General features: G+C 50.8%; 22 protein-coding genes and 2 tRNA genes. 14 read left to right on the top strand and 10 right to left on the bottom strand.

The genetic code is table 11. The features are described 5' to 3' along the window. Positions 1 to 2 precede the first annotated feature (2 nt). The gene (gene qrcA, locus N7E73_RS03910; RefSeq protein ID WP_432737721.1) at positions 3 to 554 is read right to left on the bottom strand and encodes a menaquinone reductase multiheme cytochrome c subunit QrcA; all 552 of its coding nucleotides are present in this window, start codon (positions 552 to 554) and stop codon (positions 3 to 5) included. Positions 555 to 746: 192 nt separating this feature from the next. After that, the gene (gene rfbC / locus N7E73_RS03915; RefSeq protein ID WP_432737722.1) at positions 747 to 1,298 is read right to left on the bottom strand and encodes a dTDP-4-dehydrorhamnose 3,5-epimerase; all 552 of its coding nucleotides are present in this window, start codon (positions 1,296 to 1,298) and stop codon (positions 747 to 749) included. A 256-nt stretch (positions 1,299 to 1,554) separates the two neighbouring features. On the opposite strand from rfbC, the gene N7E73_RS03920 reads away from it, so the two are divergent. The 3 genes from N7E73_RS03920 (at position 1,555) to N7E73_RS03930 (ending at position 3,274) form a co-directional block, all read left to right on the top strand. Further along, positions 1,555 to 2,115: a CvpA family protein gene (locus N7E73_RS03920; protein WP_432737723.1), complete on the top strand. Its 561-nt coding sequence runs from the start codon at positions 1,555 to 1,557 to the stop codon at positions 2,113 to 2,115. After that, positions 2,115 to 2,879: a nucleoside triphosphate pyrophosphohydrolase gene (gene mazG / locus N7E73_RS03925; RefSeq protein WP_432737724.1), complete on the top strand. Its 765-nt coding sequence runs from the start codon at positions 2,115 to 2,117 to the stop codon at positions 2,877 to 2,879. Before N7E73_RS03920 ends, mazG begins: the two co-directional genes overlap by 1 nt. Before the next feature lie 185 nt (positions 2,880 to 3,064). Beyond that, on the top strand, positions 3,065 to 3,274 hold the full coding sequence (locus N7E73_RS03930) for a hypothetical protein (RefSeq protein ID WP_432737725.1): 210 nt from the start codon (positions 3,065 to 3,067) through the stop codon (positions 3,272 to 3,274). A 73-nt stretch (positions 3,275 to 3,347) separates the two neighbouring features. On the opposite strand, the gene N7E73_RS03935 is transcribed toward N7E73_RS03930, so the two are convergent. The 7 genes from N7E73_RS03935 to der all read right to left on the bottom strand — a co-directional run bounded on the left by N7E73_RS03935 (position 3,348) and on the right by der (position 8,796). Beyond that, entirely contained in the window at positions 3,348 to 4,316 is a 969-nt protein-coding gene (locus tag N7E73_RS03935) for a glycosyltransferase family 9 protein (protein WP_432737726.1), read from the bottom strand. Between the two features lie 151 nt (positions 4,317 to 4,467). Then, positions 4,468 to 5,388 (bottom strand): SPFH domain-containing protein, encoded by a 921-nt coding sequence (locus N7E73_RS03940; RefSeq protein WP_432737727.1) that lies wholly within the window; start codon positions 5,386 to 5,388, stop codon positions 4,468 to 4,470. A 20-nt stretch (positions 5,389 to 5,408) separates the two neighbouring features. Beyond that, positions 5,409 to 5,867 (bottom strand): NfeD family protein, encoded by a 459-nt coding sequence (locus N7E73_RS03945; protein ID WP_432737728.1) that lies wholly within the window; start codon positions 5,865 to 5,867, stop codon positions 5,409 to 5,411. Between the two features lie 197 nt (positions 5,868 to 6,064). After that, a tRNA-Ser gene (locus N7E73_RS03950) sits at positions 6,065 to 6,156 on the bottom strand. 152 nt (positions 6,157 to 6,308) lie between these two features. Then, complete coding sequence (locus tag N7E73_RS03955; RefSeq protein ID WP_432737729.1) at positions 6,309 to 6,965, bottom strand: response regulator; 657 nt, start codon at positions 6,963 to 6,965, stop codon at positions 6,309 to 6,311. A gap of 280 nt (positions 6,966 to 7,245) precedes the next feature. Further along, positions 7,246 to 7,340 (bottom strand) — tRNA-Ser (locus N7E73_RS03960). A 103-nt stretch (positions 7,341 to 7,443) separates the two neighbouring features. Then, positions 7,444 to 8,796: a ribosome biogenesis GTPase Der gene (gene der / locus N7E73_RS03965; RefSeq protein ID WP_432737730.1), complete on the bottom strand. Its 1,353-nt coding sequence runs from the start codon at positions 8,794 to 8,796 to the stop codon at positions 7,444 to 7,446. Between the two features lie 280 nt (positions 8,797 to 9,076). Between der and flgF the strand changes: the two genes are divergently transcribed. The 11 genes from flgF to fliW all read left to right on the top strand — a co-directional run bounded on the left by flgF (position 9,077) and on the right by fliW (position 19,636). Continuing rightward, positions 9,077 to 9,841, top strand: a complete 765-nt coding sequence (gene flgF / locus N7E73_RS03970) for a flagellar basal-body rod protein FlgF (RefSeq protein ID WP_432737731.1) — start codon at positions 9,077 to 9,079, stop codon at positions 9,839 to 9,841. A gap of 19 nt (positions 9,842 to 9,860) precedes the next feature. After that, complete coding sequence (flgG, locus tag N7E73_RS03975; protein WP_432737732.1) at positions 9,861 to 10,643, top strand: flagellar basal-body rod protein FlgG; 783 nt, start codon at positions 9,861 to 9,863, stop codon at positions 10,641 to 10,643. 267 nt (positions 10,644 to 10,910) lie between these two features. Further along, complete coding sequence (gene flgA, locus N7E73_RS03980; protein ID WP_432737733.1) at positions 10,911 to 11,873, top strand: flagellar basal body P-ring formation chaperone FlgA; 963 nt, start codon at positions 10,911 to 10,913, stop codon at positions 11,871 to 11,873. A 22-nt stretch (positions 11,874 to 11,895) separates the two neighbouring features. Then, positions 11,896 to 12,594 carry a flagellar basal body L-ring protein FlgH gene (locus N7E73_RS03985; protein ID WP_432737734.1) on the top strand — a complete coding sequence of 233 codons (699 nt, stop codon included), beginning with the start codon at positions 11,896 to 11,898 and terminating at the stop codon, positions 12,592 to 12,594. A gap of 62 nt (positions 12,595 to 12,656) precedes the next feature. Next, entirely contained in the window at positions 12,657 to 13,790 is a 1,134-nt protein-coding gene (locus N7E73_RS03990; protein WP_432738831.1) for a flagellar basal body P-ring protein FlgI, read from the top strand. A gap of 1 nt (position 13,791) precedes the next feature. Further along, positions 13,792 to 14,535, top strand: coding sequence for a rod-binding protein (locus N7E73_RS03995; RefSeq protein ID WP_432737735.1), 744 nt, complete (start codon positions 13,792 to 13,794; stop codon positions 14,533 to 14,535). 78 nt (positions 14,536 to 14,613) lie between these two features. Continuing rightward, positions 14,614 to 15,093, top strand: coding sequence for a flagellar export chaperone FlgN (gene flgN / locus N7E73_RS04000; RefSeq protein WP_432737736.1), 480 nt, complete (start codon positions 14,614 to 14,616; stop codon positions 15,091 to 15,093). Further along, positions 15,093 to 17,228: a flagellar hook-associated protein FlgK gene (gene flgK, locus N7E73_RS04005; RefSeq protein WP_432737737.1), complete on the top strand. Its 2,136-nt coding sequence runs from the start codon at positions 15,093 to 15,095 to the stop codon at positions 17,226 to 17,228. The genes flgN and flgK overlap by 1 nt, the downstream gene beginning before the upstream one ends. A 36-nt stretch (positions 17,229 to 17,264) precedes the next feature. Next, entirely contained in the window at positions 17,265 to 18,824 is a 1,560-nt protein-coding gene (gene flgL, locus N7E73_RS04010; RefSeq protein ID WP_432737738.1) for a flagellar hook-associated protein FlgL, read from the top strand. Positions 18,825 to 18,971: 147 nt separating this feature from the next. Next, positions 18,972 to 19,211 carry a carbon storage regulator CsrA gene (gene csrA / locus N7E73_RS04015; protein WP_432737739.1) on the top strand — a complete coding sequence of 80 codons (240 nt, stop codon included), beginning with the start codon at positions 18,972 to 18,974 and terminating at the stop codon, positions 19,209 to 19,211. After that, complete coding sequence (gene fliW, locus N7E73_RS04020; protein WP_432737740.1) at positions 19,187 to 19,636, top strand: flagellar assembly protein FliW; 450 nt, start codon at positions 19,187 to 19,189, stop codon at positions 19,634 to 19,636. Before csrA ends, fliW begins: the two co-directional genes overlap by 25 nt. A 99-nt stretch (positions 19,637 to 19,735) precedes the next feature. On the opposite strand, the gene flgM is transcribed toward fliW, so the two are convergent. Then, positions 19,736 to 20,035, bottom strand: coding sequence for a flagellar biosynthesis anti-sigma factor FlgM (flgM, locus tag N7E73_RS04025; protein ID WP_432737741.1), 300 nt, complete (start codon positions 20,033 to 20,035; stop codon positions 19,736 to 19,738). Positions 20,036 to 20,096: the final 61 nt, after the last annotated feature.

Consider the following 20,096-nt stretch of genomic DNA (forward strand, 5'->3'; position numbering starts at 1 on the left):
ACTTACTTATGGCAGACGTAACATGCGTTGCTGGTACCAACTTCCGCATGACAGCGTTCACACTGCCACATCTTCATGGTCTGCTTGCTGTAACCGCTAATCTTGTTCTCGTAATACGTCGGCAGCGTGTCGCTGTTGCCTACGTCGGGATGGCAATCAGTACACTCGAAGCCTTGGTGGGCCATGTGCGAAAAGTATACGTTGTCGGGCTGATACTGATAAACCAGCCAGGGCACCTCAACACCCTTCTGCAGGTATTCAGTCACGTAGATTTTTTCAGCTTCAGTTTCGCCGAGAATATCTTCGTGGCACTCAGCACACTGTGCATTGGAAGGAAGTCCCGCAAAGGAACCGTCTTCCAAAAACAAGTGACATGACTCACAGTCCATACCTTGACCTTCAACATGAACCTTGTGGCTGAAATCGATCGGCTGAGTCTTCTGGCTATAAATAACCTGCGGGAAAACCCACCAACCGACGATCAGGCTCGCAAGGACACCGATGAAGAAAGGAAGAACTCCTCCACACTGCTTCGATGTTCTTTTTTCCTCCATAACCTCGCCCCACTACTCCTTAAGTTTTGTGAAACATAAACAACCAATTAACGCCATTTCTTCTAAAATAGAGAATCTTTCCATGTCAAGAGAATATGAAAGTTTTCACAAGCCCTTCACCATGGAATAACCCGCTTTTTCAGAAACCAAGGGGTGTGCAATTCAGGATACGCCCGCCCTGCACAGATCAATTTAAAAATCGAACGGAGATTCAAACTGAGCTAATGAAGGAAGCTCACGGTCTTTGTCAGAAAGTACCGGATTAACTGCCTTCCAGTCGATTGCAAGCTCCGGATCATCCCAGCGGATACCAGCCTCGCTGCCGGGGGCATAGCCGGCATCGACCTTATACATGAACTCATTTTCTTCAGTTAATGTTTCATACCCGTGGGCGAAACCCTTCGGAATAAACATCCTGCGGAAATTATCTGCAGAGAGTTCAATTCTGAACGATCTCAGGTAAGTCGGAGATCCCTTTCGCAGGTCCACAGCCACATCACTCACCGCCCCCCGGGTAACCCAGACCAACTTGGCCTGCGCATGGGGAGGACGCTGAAAATGAAGGCCCCTGATTACACCAATCCCGGATGAGTAGGCGTGATTATCCTGAACAAAATCAACAGGCAAACCCAGCTCAGCAAAAACCTTGCGGTTAAAGCTCTCCAGAAAAAACCCGCGACTATCCCGATAGACTGTAGGTTCAATCACCACAAGCCCCGGAAATTCAGTCTCAATCAACCTCATTCAGTCCTCCGTCAGTAAGACATCCAGCTCCTGACATTAACTCGTTCCCCCAAAATTAAACGAGAATTACCCGAGTTCACCAAATGACACAACCTCATTTTTCACTTGAATGTAATATTTTTTATTATTTTTAAGGCTCTTCCCGTTATTCACTTTTCTCGCACGGTCTGGTAACGTTTCGTACAAACATTCATTTTGGCAACAAACCCCAAAGGACGTTGATCCTTTTTTCACAAACACACAGACGGATAATCCAATGGACGCATCAGGAATCGCACTAAACGCTCTGGACATTATATTGATTGTCATCGCGGCTGCCCTCATCTTCAGAGGCCTTCTGCGAGGCATTGTCAGGGAGGCAATCTCTGTATTTTCCCTGATTCTGGGTTTTTATCTGGCGGCCAAATACCACACGGAACTTGCACCATATTTTTCGAGTATTTTTGACGGACCAGGCACAGTCAAGGCATTCAGCTATCTTTCAATAATAATCGCCACCCTGCTGGTAGCAGTAATCATAGGTATTGCGATCAGAAAGATTCTCACCGTGAGCATGCTGAGTTGGGCCGATCAGGTTCTCGGAGGCATACTCGGGCTTGTGGAAGCTGTCATTGTAGGAGGCATCCTCATAGTCATACTCAACAGCTTCACGCCTAATTCAGAGTTTCTCACCAAATCGCAACTTGCACCGAGAGTTATGGCTACAGCCAGCTTCTTCATAAGCTTTGCCCCTGACAATGTTCTCGACTCCCTTGATATTAAATCCATGTTTCCCGACCATTCGGAACTGGCAAACCCCGCGAGCGATACAATTTAATGAGCAGCAAATCATTCGAAAAACTTAAGAACGTAATTTCCAGCCTCACCGCACTTGACGGTTGCCCATGGGACATGAAGCAGACCCCGGAATCTCTGTGCGACTATGTAATTGAAGAGGCCTTTGAGCTGGTAGAGGCCATTCGTTCCGGAAACACCCACGAAGCGATGGAGGAATTGGGAGATGTCATGTTCCTTCTGCTTTTCATAGCTGACCGCTACGAAAAGACTGGAACATTTACCCTAGCCGACGCCATTGATTCAAGCTCAGCAAAAATGATCCGTAGACATCCGCATGTGTTTGCGGACTGCAAAATCGAAGATCAGGAAGAGCTTCTGCGTAACTGGGAGAAAATCAAGCGCAGCGAAAAGTCCGAATCAGAAAAAATTTTCGATTCACTTCCTAAAGGGCTACCACCCCTTCTCAAATCCTACCGCATCAATGCCAAGGCATCCCGAGTCGGATTCACCCATGAATCCGATGAGCAATGCCTTGAGCAGCTGGAAAGTGAATGGAAGGAATGGAATGATGCCCTTGAAGCAGATGATGCAAATGCTTCCGAGGCTGAATTCGGCGACTACCTATTCACTCTTGTTGAACTCGGACGCAGAAAAGGCATCAAGGCCAATACAGCCCTAGACCATGCCAACAACAAATTTCTGACCCGCTTCTCCAAAATGGAAGACCTTGCAAAAGAGCAGGGAAAAACTATCTCGGATATGCCTTTGAACGACCTCAATAACCTTTGGAACCAAGTCAAGTAGACTTCAGATTCTTCCCAACTACACAAAAAGCCTCGTTTCCATATGGAACGAGGCTTTTTGTCTTCCATAGAACTGACAAACTTAATTAAGAAGATTTTTATCAAACCACCCTAAAGTTATATTTGATTCATCCGATAAAACGGATAGACGTGTAGTCTATCCTTTCTCTGGCAAGGGAGGTAATCATGGACATTTCAGGAATCACCACAGCGGCATCTGCCGTTGACAAGGCAACGGAAAAACAATTGTTCGGGGCCCAGGTAGTCACAAAGACTCTAGACTACATGAATTCCCAACAGTCCGGGTCATCAACAAACAGTGATTATGATTTCCAGAAAAGTGTGCTCGGCGCCGCCTATTCCGGCGTTGGAGCAATCACCAACATCAAGACCTGATCAAAGGGCAACAGACACGTCTGACAGCTGAAACCCGGCTCCGAAAAGCCGGGTTTTACTTTGCAATATAGAACTAGCATTGGGCAAAAAGCCATTCCAGAGGCTCGTCCAACCCTTGGTCCATGAACTCATATTTGCGGATAACTGTACAATTTTCCAAATAAAGAGGAGACCACTTCGTATACTCTTTATCGCCATCCGGATAGATCAAAACGCGAGGACGCTTCCATGCATCAGCCAAATGTGCAGGAGCAGAATCATTCCCAAGAAACCATCCGCAACGATAGATCAACTCGGAAAGAAAGCCCACACTTCCTGATAGATGAAAAACATTATCTCCGTTCACAGCACTTGAAACCTCGTCCCGTTCGAAGTCGGCGCACACAACGACAACAGGTGTGTGCTTAGCAACCTTCTCTACAACACCGGCCCAATGCTCAAGGGACCACTTCATTCCTCCGAAAGTCTTACCTGCCGGGTGCAAAACAACAAATTTTCCGACTTCCAACCCATTTACTCTCAGGGCCTTCTCAGCTTCGGCTGTTCCTTCAGGATCATGATGCATGGATGGAGGCGAAAGAATTACATCGGTCCCAAGAACCTGTCGGATAAAATTTTCCCTTTTTTTAAGAACATGAACATCGGAAACATCAGAACAAATGTGGTTTACAAACTGCAATGAACCTTTAAGTTTGTTTCCATAGCGCTCTTTAACTCCCCCCAAAAACGCCAGCTGTTCATTGCGCACCCCAGAACGGAAATGAATTGAAACATCATACTTGTCACGGCGCAGCATCTTCACGATTTCCAGCTGACGCCAAAAGGAATCCTTTTTACGATCAAAAATTGTTACTTTATCAACAAGAGAGCTGGCTGCAACAAGCTCTGCACTGGCATTATCAGCAATAAGATTTACATATGCTCCAGGATACATATCTTTAAGAGCCTGTAAGGCAGGAAGAGCATAAAGAGTATGTCCAAGCACACCGTTTGAAAAAACGAGCCACCGCCCCCCCGAACCAGTAAGATTCATTTTTTTCATCGGAAATAAGTCCTTACAATAATGGTAGTGTGGATAACCGCTTTATATCCACTTAAAAGAATAATCCGCCCAACTTCAGTCGGGCGGATTAAAGCAAGTAACCACGCTCATTGCAACCGTTTTAAACAGTCTTAACGAAAGACACCGCCAACTATTTTTTCAATTTATCAAAAGCACTCATGGCCGTGCCGACCATAGAGGCTACATCCCCTGCAGAAGATGGTAGAATCAGAGTTGTAGATTCCTTGGCAAGTTTTTCGAAGGCCTCAACATACTTTTCAGCAATCCTCAACGAAGCTGCATTGTATCCGCCGGGACGATCCATAGCCTCACCAACGGTGTGCAAAGCCTTGGCAGTTGCATCGGCTACCATGGTGATGGCTTCAGCCTTACCCATTGCTTCGTTCATTAATCTTTCGCGTTCACCCTCACTCTTGAGGACTTCATCACGCTTTGCAGCTTCAGCCTTGTTGATAATGGCCTGCTTTTCCCCCTCACTGCGGGCGATGTCTGCGCGCTTCTGACGCTCTGCGATCATCTGTGTTTCCATGGCAGCCTTGACGCTTTCCGGAGGAGTAATGTCCTTGATCTCGTAACGCAAAACCTTAACTCCCCATGACGCGGCGGCATCATCAATAGCCTCTACAACCTGTGCGTTGATGGTCTCCCGCTCTTCAAAAGTCTTATCAAGCGCAAGCTTTCCTATGCACGATCTCAACGCAGTCTGGGCCAATTGGGAAGCCGCAAAACGATAATTTTCAATACCATACGCGGCAGCTTTGGAATCCTGAACCTGTATAAAAATCAATCCGTCAACCACTACCCCGACGTTGTCGCTGGTTATACAGCTTTGCGGCAAGGTATCCATGGCTTCTTCTTTTAATGAAAATTCGTAAGAGACCTTATCCAGAAACGGGAACAAAAAATGGAATCCTGCACCAAGTGTTGCGCGGTACTTGCCAAGTCGCTCGACTATGGCCTCGGTTTTCTGCGGAACAATCTTTATCGACTTAATAACTACGGCAATAATCAAAACAGCCAGAACAATTACTGCTATCAATCCCGGATTCATAACTCTCACCTGCCTTAGTTTTAATTCTTCGTAACCAGGAACGCGGTTTTGCTTTTATCAACCCACGAAACTATTCTTACCACATCCCCGGCAGTAATAATCTGCCCAGATTCAGCCAGCGCGTTCCAGAAAGAGCCCCTGTACTTAATCTGCCCATACCCTGAATCAGGAAAATCTCTCGTGGCCTCTGCAATTGCCCCGGCCGGGAAATCGTCATATCCCTCAGCCTCTTTCACCGATGTCTGACCCTGAAACCAATTCATAAACGCCTTGCGCAGAACCACCAAAGAAAAAACCGAAGCCGCACAAAAGACAGCAACCTGAATGACAAGTCCGTCAGCAACAAAAGCGGAAACAAGTGCAGCCGCAAAGCAGCCGAAGCTGAAAAAGATCAGAACCATTCCCGGAACCAGCAATTCAAGCCCAGCCAACACCAGCCCGGAAACTAGCCAGATAAGCCACATAGGATAACTGCCCACTTCAATCTCCTTTACTCAACAGATCATAATAACAATACAATTATTAGCAGGTCACACAGAAAGAGGCAATCCAAATGGCTTAAAATTACTTCTGCGACTCAAATTTTTCCAGCTCAAATACAATGGGACCTACGCGGCAAATAATCGCTTGAAAACAAAAAAGGCCCTGACTTTTCAATCAGGGCCTCGTAAAATTCTGGCGGAGAGGGAGGGATTCGAACCCCCGGAAGGCGCAAACCTTCAACGGTTTTCAAGACCGCCGCGTTCAACCGGACTCTGCCACCTCTCCAAAACGTGAGAAAAGAATTTTCCCGAACTTGCTTCGGAAGTCAACCATTTTTTGTTGAATTCCTAAAAATTTTCCACTTTTAAACCGGATTCAGCTACATGCATATAAATATAGACCGGAAGCGCACTATGCGGGCCTACTTAAATGAGCTGCTAAAGATAAATACCCTTTTCCCGCAGATCGTCACCGAAAGTCCGCAACTCTGCAAAAGACCGCAGTCCAAGTTTCTTCATCATATTCGAACGATGTTTTTCGACAGTCTTGACGCTGATAATCAAAAGATCGGCTATTTCACGGTTCTTGTAGCCTGCAAGCACCTGCTTTAAAATTTCCCTTTCCCGCTCAGTCAATGAATCCAGCCTATCATCCCCTCTGGCCCTTTCCTTGCGCAGAAAGACCTTGGCGACCTCACCTGAAATATCCGGAGCGAGATAGACTTTTCCACTCATTACCGTCCTGATGGCCATCATCAGCTCATCACAGGAGGATGTTTTTAGAACATACCCGCAGGCTCCTGCATCAAGAGCCGAAAAGACATGGTCCGGTTCCACATGCGCGGTCAGAGCCAGTATCTTCATCTTGCCGATTCCGGACAGCTCCTGTATTGCCTGCACCCCGCTTTTAACCGGCATTGAAAGATCCATGAGCACCACATCAGGATTGAGCCTCCGACACAGACGCACCGCCTCTTCCCCATTCTCAGCCATGCCGAGAACGTTGATACCCGGCTGGGACTTCAAAATGGTCTTGAGCCCTTCTCTGACCAAGGCATGGTCATCAGCTATGACTACTCCGACAAGATTCATCATGGACACCTTAAATTAAGACGCAGTACGCAGATGCAGGCCCGAGCCGACACATCACCTCCAACACATGCACAACCGTCATTTCCAGCATTACCGGAATGACGAGAGACTGACAGACAGACAACTTTAAAGTCGGCAAACAGAGTCCTCTGGATCGGACCCAGCATACACGGGTCGAGTAAACAGCTCTTTATATTTATATTGACCTTAACACAAGTCAACAACCCCTGGTTAAGCCTAAAAAAAAAGGCAGCCGAAATAACGACTGCCCATGACTTTCATGTGGCGGAGAGGGAGGGATTTGAACCCTCGATAGAGTTTTACGCCCTATACTCGCTTAGCAGGCGAGCGCCTTCAGCCTAGCTCGGCCACCTCTCCGTTTAAAGAGAGCGAAGAAGTTCAAGTCCTTCACTCACTCAGGAAGCGTCTAAATATATTTACACCGCTTCGTTGTCAACAATTATTTATAATTTTTTTTTAATTATTTGTGAACTATGTCTTCTTTCTTTCTGAAAGTGGACCTGAATACAATGTTGAGCGGCGCGATCTTTACGTTCAGGATCTTGCGCAGTTTGTTCTCAAGAAAACGATGATACGAAGTCTTGATCAGCTTTTCATCATTAATGAAGAAAATAAAGGTAGGCGGCTCTTCGTCAGCCTGGGTCACATACTTGAACTTGGCCCTTCTGCGGTTGACCACCGGGGGCTGATGCTTTTCAATGACTTCCTTCATGACCCTGTTGAGTTCGCCGGTAGAAATCCTGAGGGAACACTCTTTCTTGAGCTTTGTTGCCAGTTGCAGAATTCCGCCCAGTCCGGACTTTGATATACAGGAGGTATAGACAACCGGGACATGGCTTGCAATCCTGAGTGCGTTCTCAAAGCCCTCCCGCAAAGCGGTCCGCTCTTTAGGGGATACAAGGTCCACCTTGTTGACCGCAATAATAAACGGGACGGATTCTTTGAGCAGGTAATCAAGAAGGCGCTTGTCCTGCTTGGTGATACCGGCAATGGCATCAACAACCATGATGGTTACGTCGGCCTTGGCACTGCTGCGCAGCGCCCTTACGACACTGAACTTCTCAATGGTGTCGGTTATATGCGTCCTGCGGCGTACCCCGGCAGTATCAACAAAAGTATAGATCTTACCGCTGCTTTCAAAAGTGACGTCCACGCTGTCGCGAGTTGTTCCGGCAATCTCGCTGACGATAACACGCTCTTCACCGGTCAGGGCATTGACCATGGAAGATTTGCCTGCGTTGGGCCGTCCAAGCATGGCAATCTTGAGCCCCATGGCTTCTTCATTTTCCTCAGTGGACTCAATGCCGGTTTCTTTGGCCATCTCGGCTACTTTTTCACGCAGCTCAAGAAGATTGAAACCGTGCTCCGCCGAAACAGCCATCATATCGAAGCCGAGACAATGGAATTCAGCGGTGGCCTGTGCTTCCAGCTCTTCCCCGTCCACCTTGTTAACCAGCACAAGAATGGGCTTGTTGCTCTGGCGGATATAAGCCGCAACCTGTTCGTCCAGCGGGGTAAGCCCGGCTCTGCCGTCAACAACCAGTATAAGCGCGTGAGCCTCTTCAATAGCCTCTCTGGCCTGCTCGAAAATATCCCCGTGAAATTCTCCGGGCTCGCTGTCGCTTTCCATGACCAGACCGCCGGTATCAATAAGAGCATACCTTGTGCCCTCAAAATGCCCTTCTGCATAAATACGGTCACGGGTAATGCCGGGCAGATCGTGTGTCAGCGCCCTTTTCTTTCTCAACAACCTGTTAAACAGTGTGGACTTCCCAACGTTTGGGCGCCCCACCAATGCTATAGTAGGCAGCATATCAGCCTCCTAAAAAAATATGAATAAACGTCCGCACCATATTTAATGAATGAGGACAGCATATATCAAAAAAAGCGGGAAGACATCCGCTTCCCGCCTGTTTCTATCGCCTTAATCGAGACCTATGACACACTGCTCATCACTATGTAAAGAGCTTATTCTTCCCATCCTCCACATTGACGGAACTGCCGCCACAAGCACTTAACACACTTTGGCCTGCTGTTTGCAATGTGTAGATCAGAAATTAATCGAGGAACATCTTCTTTCAGGAGAAATAGTCATGCGATCCAGTGTATTCAGTGCTCTTTTCGGGGCCATGTCCAACGAACACAGAATTGATATCAGCGCCAATAATTTGGCTAACGTCAATACTACCGGCTTCAAGCGCGACAACTGCGCTTTTCAGGACACCTTCGAAAGATTCGCCCACGACTATGTCGTAGATGCCAAACCTTTCATCCGGGACAAGAACATTCTCCCGGATCCGAAGATCATGGCCCGTCCGAGACTTTCCGAAGAAGTGATCGACATGTCCCAGGGTGCTTTCCAGAATACCGGAAACCCGCTTGATCTTGCTGTTCGCGGAGACGGTTTTTTCAAAGTAGAGAAGGACGGCGCTCAATACCTGACCAGAAACGGGGTATTCACCCTGTCTCCTGACGGAGTCCTCATCACGGAACAGGGTTATCCGGTTATGGCAAATGGCGGCCAGGTGGCTATTCCGCCACGATCGGACGTCACCATAGACGAATCCGGTGTGATCCGGGCTGACGGACAGGAAATTGCCCAGTTGGACTTTGTTCAGCCCGTTGACCCTAAGGCTCTGAAAAAAAACGGAGAGAACCTGTTCATTCTGGAAGGCGAGGAACGTCCCGCGGATGGAGAAATAGTGCAGGGATATATCGAAAAATCCAACGTCGAAGTCGTCAACGAAATGGTTGCAATGATTGAATGTCAGCGCAGCTTTGAAATTTACCAAAAGATGATCAGTACCACCGACCAGCTTGACCAGAAGGTCATCAACCAGGTCGGCAAGGTATCATAACAAATAGGGGGATAAAATTATGATGCGTTCACTCTGGACCGCGGCCACCGGCATGGTTGCCCAGCAGACCCACATCAACGTTCTTTCCAACAACCTTGCCAACGTGAACACACAGGGGTTCAAAAAAAGCAGGGTCGAGTTCGAAGACCTCATGTACCAGACCATGAAAATAGCCGGTTCCGCCACCGAGGGCGGAAACAGGCTCCCCACCGGTATGCAGGTGGGTATGGGCGTGCGCGAGGTAAGTATCCACAAATTTTTCAGTCAGGGATCATTTGAATCCACCGGCAACCCGCTCGACATCGCCATTGAGGGACAGGGATTCTTCCGCGTGGACCGCAACGGAGAGGAAGCATACACCCGCGCAGGCTCCTTCAAGCTTGATAACGAAGGCCGCGTGGTAACCTCCAACGGTTACCCTCTGCAGCCCGAATTCATCGTACCGCCCGAAGCAGTGAACGTAGTTGTTTCCGAAGACGGTCACTTTGCGGCACTGGACAAGAACGGAATAGAACTGGCTGCAGTTGATGTTCCCATCTATGACTTCATCAACGAAGCAGGGTTGAACGCAGTGGGCAAGAACCTTTATGTTGAAACCGAGGCCTCCGGCGCACCGGTGGAAGGAACTCCTGGAGATGACCGTTTCGGAACTCTCGCACAGGGTTACCTTGAAGGTTCGAACGTGGAACTGGTTGACGAAATGGTCGGACTTATCGTCGGACAGAGAGCCTACGAGACCAACTCCAAGGCTATCACAACCTCCGACTCCATGCTCCAGACCGCGATCAACGTTAAGAGATAATTGACGCGCTTTGCGCTTATATGACCACGCCTCCGGCGACCCTCCGGGGACGCTTTCGGCGGGGCCGGATAGGACAGCCGATTCAGGTTCCACCATCAAGGCTTCGCCGCTGGGGACGGGAGAACAGACGGAAACACAACCACCGTATCCCCGCAGAGACCAACACCGGCAGAGGAGGCAAGGCAGCACAGAATTCACAGCAAGACAACAGGACGGTTTTTAATCATGACCAGGGCAGACTTTTTCAAGACGATTCGCAGTATATCAGTGACGTTACTGATTGTAACCGGAGCAATGCTGGTAGCAACCAGCCCGGCCGAGGCTTCCAAGCAGAACACGAACTGGCGGATCAAGATCAAATCTGCCGCCGTAGTACACGGCCCCAGGGTCACGCTCGGGGATATAGCCGAATTTTACGGCGACCTGCCCGCCCAGACCAGAGCCGACCTGTCCGCAGTGGAACTCTGGAACGCTCCGGCCAAAGGCCGCAAACCTGTTACCGTTAACCGTCAGAAGCTGCAGGTAATTCTTCAGCACTATCTCGGAGAAATGGTCCGCAACTGTATCCTGCCTTCCACCCTGTCCGTGCAGTTCGGCGGAAAGGTCTTGTCAGAGGAAGAACTGACGAGAACAGTAGTCAAAGTATTGACCCCACAGGCCGAAAAAGCCGGAGGGAATTATAAATTCCGAGAAATGAGAGTCCCAGACCATCTTTTCTTTGAAGATTCAATGGACAGCTTGAGAGTCGTTATCCCCCAGGCTCTCAAGCCCGGTCCCAACACATTCAGAATGGAAGTGGTCAGCGTGGACGGACGGGTGCTGAGGCAGCTGTCCGGTTCCTGTTTCATGGACCTCTGGAAACCTGTCCCCTGCCCGGTCCGCCCCCTGAACCGCAAGGAAATCATCACTCCGGACCTTCTTACCTGGAAAAACAAGAACATGGCCCACCTCGGGGACCGTGTGTGGGACGGCAAAGGCGGTCCCTGGCGCATAAAGATACCGGTAGGAACCGGCCAGCCCATCATGCTCTCATCAATTGAGCCGGCCCCTGTAGTTTCAAAGGGCGACAAGCTCTCTCTGGTTTTCCAAAGCAAGCATCTCAAACTTACCGTTCCGGTCGAAGCCCTTGAAGACGGCGGAGTCGGGCAGACGATAACGGTACGCAATTTGCAAAGTCAACGTAAAATCATGGCCACAGTCGTCAATGCTCAGACGGTGTCCGTAAGGTAAGTATAAGCGGAGGAAAGAAAAAATGAAAAAATCAGTACTGGCAGTTTTTTGTATTGCGGCCCTGTTCGCCGGGTGTTCTCCCGCCAAGCAGGCCCCCACGCCCATGCCGGTGATGACTCCCCCCGCCCAGTATGAACAGGAACCGACAAGCAATCCGGGATCCCTCTTTGAGGCCACCGATTCCGAATACCTTTTCGACGACAACAGAGCCCGGCGTATCGGCGATATCGTGGTTGTCACTGTTACCGAAACCAGTTCCGGAAAGCACACCTCCAACTCCAAGGCTGAAAAGGAAAACACCACCAGCCTGAGCGTGACCAACTTCTACGGAGGCCTTGCCGGTGCGGTTGACCCCTTTGACCTCAAGGGCAATGCCGGAACCGATCCCCTGATCGGCTCATCCATGTCCAACAAGTTCAAGAGTACCGGTGAAGCCAAGAACGAATCCACCCTGACCGCATCCGTGGCCTGCAGGGTTGTCAGAATCCTTCCCGGATACGTGCTTCAGGTTGAAGGCGCCCGGCAGGTAAGAATCAATGATGAAACACAGGTACTGGTTGTTCGCGGCCTTCTGCGCCAACGCGACATAGGCCCCAGCAACACGGTACAGTCCAGTTATCTGGCCGATGCACACATCGAAGTCTACGGGCGCGGCATTCTTGCTGACAAACAGAGACCCGGATGGCTTTCCAGAATTCTCGACAACGTATGGCCTTTCTAGCAGGCAGAACCGGGTATCAGGAAATTTACAAAACAGAGTCACATTCGATCACGGAGGATATGATGAGATTCGCAGCAAAGATGAACAGAATCACGACAGGGCTTACGGCAGCAGCAGTGCTCCTGTTCATCGTATTGATGCAGGCGCAGACCGCCGAAGCGGTAAGACTGAAGGACATTTCATCTTTCAGCGGCGTGCGTGATAACGATCTGGTCGGTTACGGACTGGTTGTCGGCCTTTCGGGAACCGGTGACGGAACCAACTCCGCGTTCACCATCACCTCCATGATCAACATGCTCGAAAAAATGGGTGTGCAGGTCGACCGTTCTTCCATCAAGCCCAAGAACGTGGCTGCGGTAATGGTCACTGCCAAGATGCCCGTCTCCGCTCGTCCCGGCGCACCTCTCGACGTAACGGTCTCCTCCATCGGTGACAGCAAGTCCCTCTTCGGCGGCGTGCTGCTGCTCACCCCGCTCAAGGGGATTGACGGAAAAGTCTATGCCCTCGCTCAGGGAGCCCTGACAGTTGGTGGTTTTTCCGCACAGGGCGAAGCTTCCTCCGCCTCCAAGAACGTGGTCACCGTTGCCAGAATTCCTTCCGGCGCAACAATTGAGAGATCCGTTCCCTTTGATTTCAACAGACAGCGCAAGATAACCATCAACCTGAGCATGTCAGACTTCGGAACCACCATGCAGGTTGTAAAAAGAATCAACGGAGTCATAGGCGGCTCATACGCAAACGCAGTGGACGCTTCCACAGTTGACCTGAACATCCCTGACAATTTCCGCGGCAACATGGTTCCGCTCATGGCCGCTCTGGAAGATCTTGAAATTTCACCCGACACCAAGGCCAAGGTCGTTGTCGACGAAAAGACCGGAACAGTGGTTCTGGGCCGCAACGTCCGCCTTACCAAGGTGGCCATCGCACACGGCAACCTGCAGGTCGTAGTGGCCGAGTCTGCTGACGTAAGCCAGCCCGGACCGTTCGCCCCTGACAGCGCCGAAACAGTCACCACACCGGAAACAGCAATCGACGTTCAGGAAGACAACAACCGCCTCATGCTGGTTGAAGGAGCCACCCTGCAGGAACTGGTTGACGGGCTTAACGCCATCGGCGCAACTCCCCGCGACCTGATCTCCATCCTCAGGACCATGAAGGTTGCAGGAGCCCTGCACGCAGAACTGGAGGTAATCTAAGATGATAGATCAGACAATGAACGCAGCCACCGCAACTGCCAGTGCAGAAGCAAAGGAACTCCAGGGCTTCAAGCGCAGACTCACCTCCATGACTGACCGTCTCTCCGGTGGTGAAACAAAAGATGAAAAGCTCCGCGACGCATGTCAGAAGTTTGAAGCGGTCTTCATGGGCAAGATCTGGCAGCAGATGCGCAAGAACGTCCCCAAGTCCGGATACCTTAGCAACCAGTACGAGCAGCAGTACACGGCAATGTTTGACAAGGACTTTTCCGAAAAGCTGGCCGAAGGCGGCGGCATCGGCCTTGGCGATATGCTCTACCAGCAGCTCCGCTCCAAGCTGGACAAGGCCAGCAAGGCCACCCTGCCCGGCACAGGCAACTCCACCGCGCTGAAGACCCTTGACGACGTCGGCCGCAAGGGCTCACGCCCCGGCGAACATCTGGCGGTAAATGACAAGTCCGACTCCAACGGTCTGCCCGGCATCCCTCTGCCCAAGCCCGGAATATCTCTTGAAGACGAAGACTTCACCTTCAACATGAGAGTGGAGCGCAAGGCAAAACAGAATGAAGTACAGACTGCTCAGGTAGCTGAACAGAGCTACTCATCGCCATCCGTCCTCAACAGGACCGAGGCCATGGCCCGCATCGAAGAACTGGCCCGCAAGATAGAAATGGAACACAACCAGAAAATTTACGTGCCGGGCGCAACCGCTGAAGAGATTGGCAAGAAGCTTGCAGGTATATAAATAAATATTTTTACCAAGAAACGCTAAGTAACAATAAAACATTATAAATACAGTTAGTTAAGGCAGGAGGAAACAACAATGATCAAGCTCATCAAGGAAAATCTCGACAGACAGTCCAAGGCAGTCATGTTGCTTTCCATGCTTCTTCAGGAAGAATTTTCCCTGCTTATGAACAAGGACCCACAGGCTGTAACAAGGGTTGAGCTTACAATTCAGGAACTTATGAGACAGATCTCCATAGAGCGTCTCTCCCTGAAGAATTTCATTCAAAAAATTGACCCCGCAGCGCGTCGCCTGAGAGAGATCTTTCCCGCCATTGCCGACGAGCATCGCACGGAAATAGAAGGGCTGCTGGCCCGCATTGACGACAACGAACAGAAGAGCGCAGTGCAGGCAAGCAAGAACCATCAGTTGGCTCAGGCCCTGCTTGACCAGTCTTCATCCATGCTGGACTTCCTGCATCGCGAGATCACTCCCAAGCAGCAGAATGTGTACAGTGCCCGCGGCAGGTACACCAATCCCACTCCTCAGGCATCCCTGATTAACGGGAGGCTCTAATGCCCGGCGTCAACTCTCTGCTTAACCTCGGTTCGGGGGCACTCTACGCCTCTCAGTCGGCCATTCAGGTAACCGGTGACAACATATCCAATGTCAACACCAAAGGTTACTCACGGCGCAATGTCCGACTCGAAGAAAATACCAGCATCAACTGGAATCCGGGCCAGATCGGAACCGGAGTCCGGGCTGCCGAGGTCTACAGAAATTTCGACCAGTTCGTTGAGAACAGTTACAACGACAAGGCCACCATGCGTGATCGCTGGGATGCCCTTTACAACACCCTGAGCAGTGTCGAGTCCCTGTTCAATGAATCAAAGGGATACGGCATCAACTCCAGCCTGACCACTTTTTTCAACGACTGGCAGGATCTGAGCCAGCGTCCCAACGATGCCGCCACACGCCAGCAGTTGCTCAACGACACACGCAACCTGGTCAACTCGCTGCATTCCATGCAGGACGACCTCGTTCGTTACCAGCAGCAGGTTGAAGACTACATCAAGCAGGATGTGGACTCCGCCAACAGCATTATGACCCGTATCGCCGAGATCAACAAGCAGATCAACGTGGAACAGGTCGACCACCAGAACAACCCGAACGCACTTTACGACGAACGGGCAACCCTGATTCGCGACCTTTCCAAGATCATGGACACCAAGGTCATCGACAACGGCCGCGGCGATATGACCATAACCACTGCCGCCGGTCAGACACTGGTGGACGGAAGCCAGCATTTCAGTCTTTCTTACGACGGTCCCCGGAGCCAGAACAATCTGACTCCCGGTTCCAGCTTCGACGGTCAGGCATATTTCGACGGTTCCAGTGAATTCGAATACACCCTTGAAGTGGTCAACGCCGGTACAGTTACTTCCGGAGCAGGCGCTGCACAGTTCAGGGTCTCCCTTGACGGCGGCAACACCTGGATCAAGAACGAAGACGGCTCGACAAAGCTCTTTTCCGCAAGACCGGAAGACGGCGCAATACAGGTTGATGACCTCAAGATCTGGTTTGGAACAGAAGCCAACTCCGGAACTGCTCCTTCACAGGCATTCAGTGCAGGTGACAAGTTCACAATCGTACCGAAGAGTGCACTTTACTGGGTACAGAATACCTCCACCAAGGAAAACATCACTCCCCAGATCAGCTTCTCGGGACAGGACAACACCCGCAGACTGACCGGCGGAACACTGACCGGATACTTTTCCTTCCGCGACAACAACGTCGGACGCTACAAGGAACGCATGGATGCCCTGACTGAGGAAGTCATCTGGCAGACCAACCGCATTCACTCTCAGGGTGCAGGCCTTGACGGCCACACTTCAATGGAAGGGACCTATGCGGTTACCTCCGATTCCACAGCACTCGGCAGCGGTTCATCCGGCCTGCCCTTTGCGGACCGTCTGGAATCCGGCAACTCCATGATGTATTTCTACAACTCCACCACCGGTGCTCTGGCCTCATCAGCCTCTTTCGGGCCGATAAACTTCAGTTCCATAGTACCTCCGGGAATTGAAAACTTCGACCCGACCCAGCATTCGCTCAATGACGTGGTCTCGGCAGTGAACGCATCCTTCGGAACATACGTCACCGCAACGGTCGTCAACCACAAGCTGCAGATCAATGCCAACAGCGGCTATGAATTTCAGATGGGGACCGACACTTCCGGGCTTTACTCGGCATTGGGACTGAACACCTATTTCAGCGGTTCCCAGACCTCGGACATTGAAATCAATACCAAGGTCAACGGGGATGTGAACTTTGTCAACGCAGGACACGTCAACGGAGCGGGAGAAACCAACTCCGGTGATAACACCAGCGCCCTGAAGATCAAGGAAATGTCCCAGAAGGACATCAGCATCACCACGGCTTTTGACGGAACAACCAACCAGACTCTGATCGAATACTACGATGCAACCGTAGCCGTTGTCGGAGCGGACACCGGAACAGCAAAGTTCAACTACAATTTCCAGCAGACTCTGGCTTCGAACCTTGACGAAAGACAGCAGGAAATTTCCGGGGTCAATATCGACGAGGAAATGAGCAACCTGATCAAGTACCAGCATTCGTACACCGCAGCAGCCAAGCTGATCACAACCGCCGACCAGATGCTCCAGACTCTGCTCGGGCTGAAGAACTAGATGTATTTTGATGGAAAAGGCTAAGGGAGAAAGGTCATGAGAGTATCACAGCAAATGCTTTTCAACACCTACGTGTCAAACATGAACAGATCGCTCACCGATCTGGTGGACACCAATATCAAGGCTCAGACCCAGAAGCAGGTCAACCGCCCTTCCGACAACCCCGTCGGCATGGCCCGTATTCTCGACCATCGCGAAACCCTGGCCACGGTCAAGCAGTACCGCAACAACATTGATACCGCCAAGGGCTGGCTGAACCTTTCCGACTCCACCCTGATGCAGGTTTCAACCATCGTCACACGCGCCAAGGAGCTTGCCGAGCAGGCCGCTTCCGGCACAATTACCGGCGACAACAGGGAACAGATCAGTTACGAAGCCCGCCAGCTGTTCCAGCAGCTCCTCTCACTTGCCAACACCGAATACGAAGGCAAGAGTATCTATGCCGGGCACAAGGTCGACCAGAACGCTTTTGAACAGAAGCTCTGGATGACCACAAACGACTCCAACGTCTCCTCCCGCCAGTTTTCCATTTCCGGCAATGCCGACAAGAGCATTGTCGTGCAGTTTGTTGACAGTGGAGTAGTGGGCGGCGCTGCTGACATTGACTACCGCTACTCAAAGGACGGCGGAAAGACTTTTACCACCAAGACTCTTACGGCAGGTACAAACACCCTTGATTTCGACGGTGTTACCATGACCCTTGAGAACAATACTCAGGTCACCGCAAACTCGGCTACCGACACCAACGATGCCAGCGGAACCTGGATGTGGGTACGCCCCACCGCCCAGTACATGGGAGATGACGAGGATGCCGTAAACGTCACCGGCATGAACACCACCCTCGGCGGCGGACTTACCAAGGCGGAAGGAATTTTTTCAGGAGACATCACAGTCAGGATAGATGCCTCGGCGACCCTTGCGTCCAATATCAGCTACTCATACAGCATGGACGGCGGAGTGAGCTGGACTACCGGTAACGTCAAGAGTGCGGATGGAATCGCCTCAAACGCGGTTCTGAGCATCCCCGGCGGAACCCTGACCATCCACTCCAACGCAGGCGTCAACACACTGGCATCCGGTGCACAGTTCATCGTCAGACCTGATTCAGCAGCGATAAACCTGCAGATTCAGGAAAACGAGCATGTGCGCATCAACGATGTGGGCAAGGATATTTTCGGTGGTGTATATCAGGCTCCCGGATACTCCAATGCCAGCCCGGCCTTCAACGGCAACAGCATGCTCACCGGAAGCAATGCGTCAGCCACCCAGAACCTTTTTGAAACAATGGGCAACCTTGTTGCGTTCCTTGAAACCAACAACCAGAACGGGGTTCAGGAGGCGCTGGACAGCCTGAAGCTCTCCCAGCAGCACCTGCTCACCAAGACTGCGGATGTCGGGGGACGCGAGAACCGTCTCTCAGTTGCCGACAACGTCCTTTCAAGCCTTGAGCTTAACGAGAAGGAACGTATATCCCACATCGAAGACGTTGACGTTGGTGAACTGATGACCCAGCTCTCCCAGCAGCAGATCGTCTACGAGGCCGTGCTGAAGAGTTCATCCATGATCATGAAGATGAACCTGCTCAATTATGTATAAAAATTTAGAATAAAGTTGAAAGCTTGTGCTTGCCCGCAGGGCCGTTCATGGGCTAAGACATTCCTAGTGCTGAAAATATTCTCCACAGTGGCGGATGTTTTCAAGTAATGCGAAACGATCCAAAAGGATTTCTACACACAATACAATATGCTTATTCTGACCCGGAGACCGGGGGAAGCTCTATACCTGGACGACAATATAAAAATCACGGTATTAAGTGTTCAGGGCCGTCAGGTGAAACTGGGCCTTGAAATACCTGCCGAGACTACTGTTTACAGGGAAGAGGTTTACCTCAAGATTAAAGAACAGAACCGTTTGGCGCTTGAAAACAGACAGCAGGACCTTCTTGCTGCGACCGAGTTATGGCAAAAGAAAGAACGAAAATAATCAGGACCCGAATCGGAGAAAGAGAGATCACCGAAGACGGGATCATCTACTTTTCCCGTGGGCTTATCGGATTTGACGACAAAAGGGATTTCGCACTGATCCAGCTCAGCGAGAACTCCCCTTTCCTGCTGTTGCAGAGCCTTGAAGACCCAGGTCTGGGACTGCTGGTGGCAGACCCGTACAGCTTCATGGATGATTATGAAGTACGGCTCAGTGAAGCCGAAAAAAGGATCCTGCGGGTGGAAAACGTAGGGCAGATCGCAGTGCTGGTAACAGTCACCATTCCCCCGGGAAGACCGGAGGAAACCACCCTCAACCTCGGCGGACCGATCGTCATCAACACGGAAGCCAAACGCGGCATGCAGGTTCCGCAGGTGGATTCCAAGTATCCATCACACTTCCGCCCGGCCAACGATGACTCTTAACGAAACCGTTGCCGGGTACTGAAGTGCGGAACAACCCAAATATCTGATACCGTTTTATCCGGTGGAGTCTTAATGATTTCACCGGATTTTTTACGTTGTTTAACGCAGAAAATCCACTTCTTCGCGCACAAGATTCAAAGCCGTCTTGCGAATATCCGGCTTGTATGTGCCTGCACGCACCTGATCTCTCAATTCCTTGACCTTCTGTTCCCGAACATCGGAACTTTCTGTGGCTGTCTGTCTGGCCGCGCCGAGCAATCTGGCCTGAGACGACACATTCACCACATCACGGGAGGGAGCTGTGGTCTGGCTCTGCGACTGAGTCCTGTCCGCACTCTCCCTGACCCGATTCTCAGAATAAGCCTTGAGAGGGGTGGGGTTATACTGGTTAATCTTCATGATCCCCTCCGGGGTTACCAAGTTGACAATAGGTTGGAGGTTGCATCCTGCAGGCGGATTT

Source organism: Maridesulfovibrio sp. FT414, from assembly GCF_050916235.1.
Taxonomy (GTDB): Bacteria; Desulfobacterota; Desulfovibrionia; order Desulfovibrionales; family Desulfovibrionaceae; genus Maridesulfovibrio.

What these genes read in the sequence shown, in the direction of transcription:
- flgM (WP_432737741.1), bottom strand. Translation starts at nt 20,035, where the DNA reads ATGAAGATTAACCAGTATAACCCCACCCCTCTCAAGGCTTATTCTGAG.
- fliW (WP_432737740.1), top strand. Translation starts at nt 19,187, where the DNA reads ATGGCAAAAGAAAGAACGAAAATAATCAGGACCCGAATCGGAGAAAGA.
- csrA (WP_432737739.1), top strand. Translation starts at nt 18,972, where the DNA reads ATGCTTATTCTGACCCGGAGACCGGGGGAAGCTCTATACCTGGACGAC.
- flgF (WP_432737731.1), top strand. Translation starts at nt 9,077, where the DNA reads ATGCGATCCAGTGTATTCAGTGCTCTTTTCGGGGCCATGTCCAACGAA.
- der (WP_432737730.1), bottom strand. Translation starts at nt 8,796, where the DNA reads ATGCTGCCTACTATAGCATTGGTGGGGCGCCCAAACGTTGGGAAGTCC.
- flgL (WP_432737738.1), top strand. Translation starts at nt 17,265, where the DNA reads ATGAGAGTATCACAGCAAATGCTTTTCAACACCTACGTGTCAAACATG.
- N7E73_RS03935 (WP_432737726.1), bottom strand. Translation starts at nt 4,316, where the DNA reads ATGAAAAAAATGAATCTTACTGGTTCGGGGGGGCGGTGGCTCGTTTTT.
- mazG (WP_432737724.1), top strand. Translation starts at nt 2,115, where the DNA reads ATGAGCAGCAAATCATTCGAAAAACTTAAGAACGTAATTTCCAGCCTC.
- N7E73_RS03985 (WP_432737734.1), top strand. Translation starts at nt 11,896, where the DNA reads ATGAAAAAATCAGTACTGGCAGTTTTTTGTATTGCGGCCCTGTTCGCC.
- flgK (WP_432737737.1), top strand. Translation starts at nt 15,093, where the DNA reads ATGCCCGGCGTCAACTCTCTGCTTAACCTCGGTTCGGGGGCACTCTAC.
- N7E73_RS03920 (WP_432737723.1), top strand. Translation starts at nt 1,555, where the DNA reads ATGGACGCATCAGGAATCGCACTAAACGCTCTGGACATTATATTGATT.
- flgG (WP_432737732.1), top strand. Translation starts at nt 9,861, where the DNA reads ATGATGCGTTCACTCTGGACCGCGGCCACCGGCATGGTTGCCCAGCAG.
- N7E73_RS03955 (WP_432737729.1), bottom strand. Translation starts at nt 6,965, where the DNA reads ATGATGAATCTTGTCGGAGTAGTCATAGCTGATGACCATGCCTTGGTC.
- rfbC (WP_432737722.1), bottom strand. Translation starts at nt 1,298, where the DNA reads ATGAGGTTGATTGAGACTGAATTTCCGGGGCTTGTGGTGATTGAACCT.
- N7E73_RS03930 (WP_432737725.1), top strand. Translation starts at nt 3,065, where the DNA reads ATGGACATTTCAGGAATCACCACAGCGGCATCTGCCGTTGACAAGGCA.
- N7E73_RS03940 (WP_432737727.1), bottom strand. Translation starts at nt 5,388, where the DNA reads ATGAATCCGGGATTGATAGCAGTAATTGTTCTGGCTGTTTTGATTATT.
- qrcA (WP_432737721.1), bottom strand. Translation starts at nt 554, where the DNA reads ATGGAGGAAAAAAGAACATCGAAGCAGTGTGGAGGAGTTCTTCCTTTC.
- N7E73_RS03990 (WP_432738831.1), top strand. Translation starts at nt 12,657, where the DNA reads ATGAGATTCGCAGCAAAGATGAACAGAATCACGACAGGGCTTACGGCA.
- flgN (WP_432737736.1), top strand. Translation starts at nt 14,614, where the DNA reads ATGATCAAGCTCATCAAGGAAAATCTCGACAGACAGTCCAAGGCAGTC.
- N7E73_RS03995 (WP_432737735.1), top strand. Translation starts at nt 13,792, where the DNA reads ATGATAGATCAGACAATGAACGCAGCCACCGCAACTGCCAGTGCAGAA.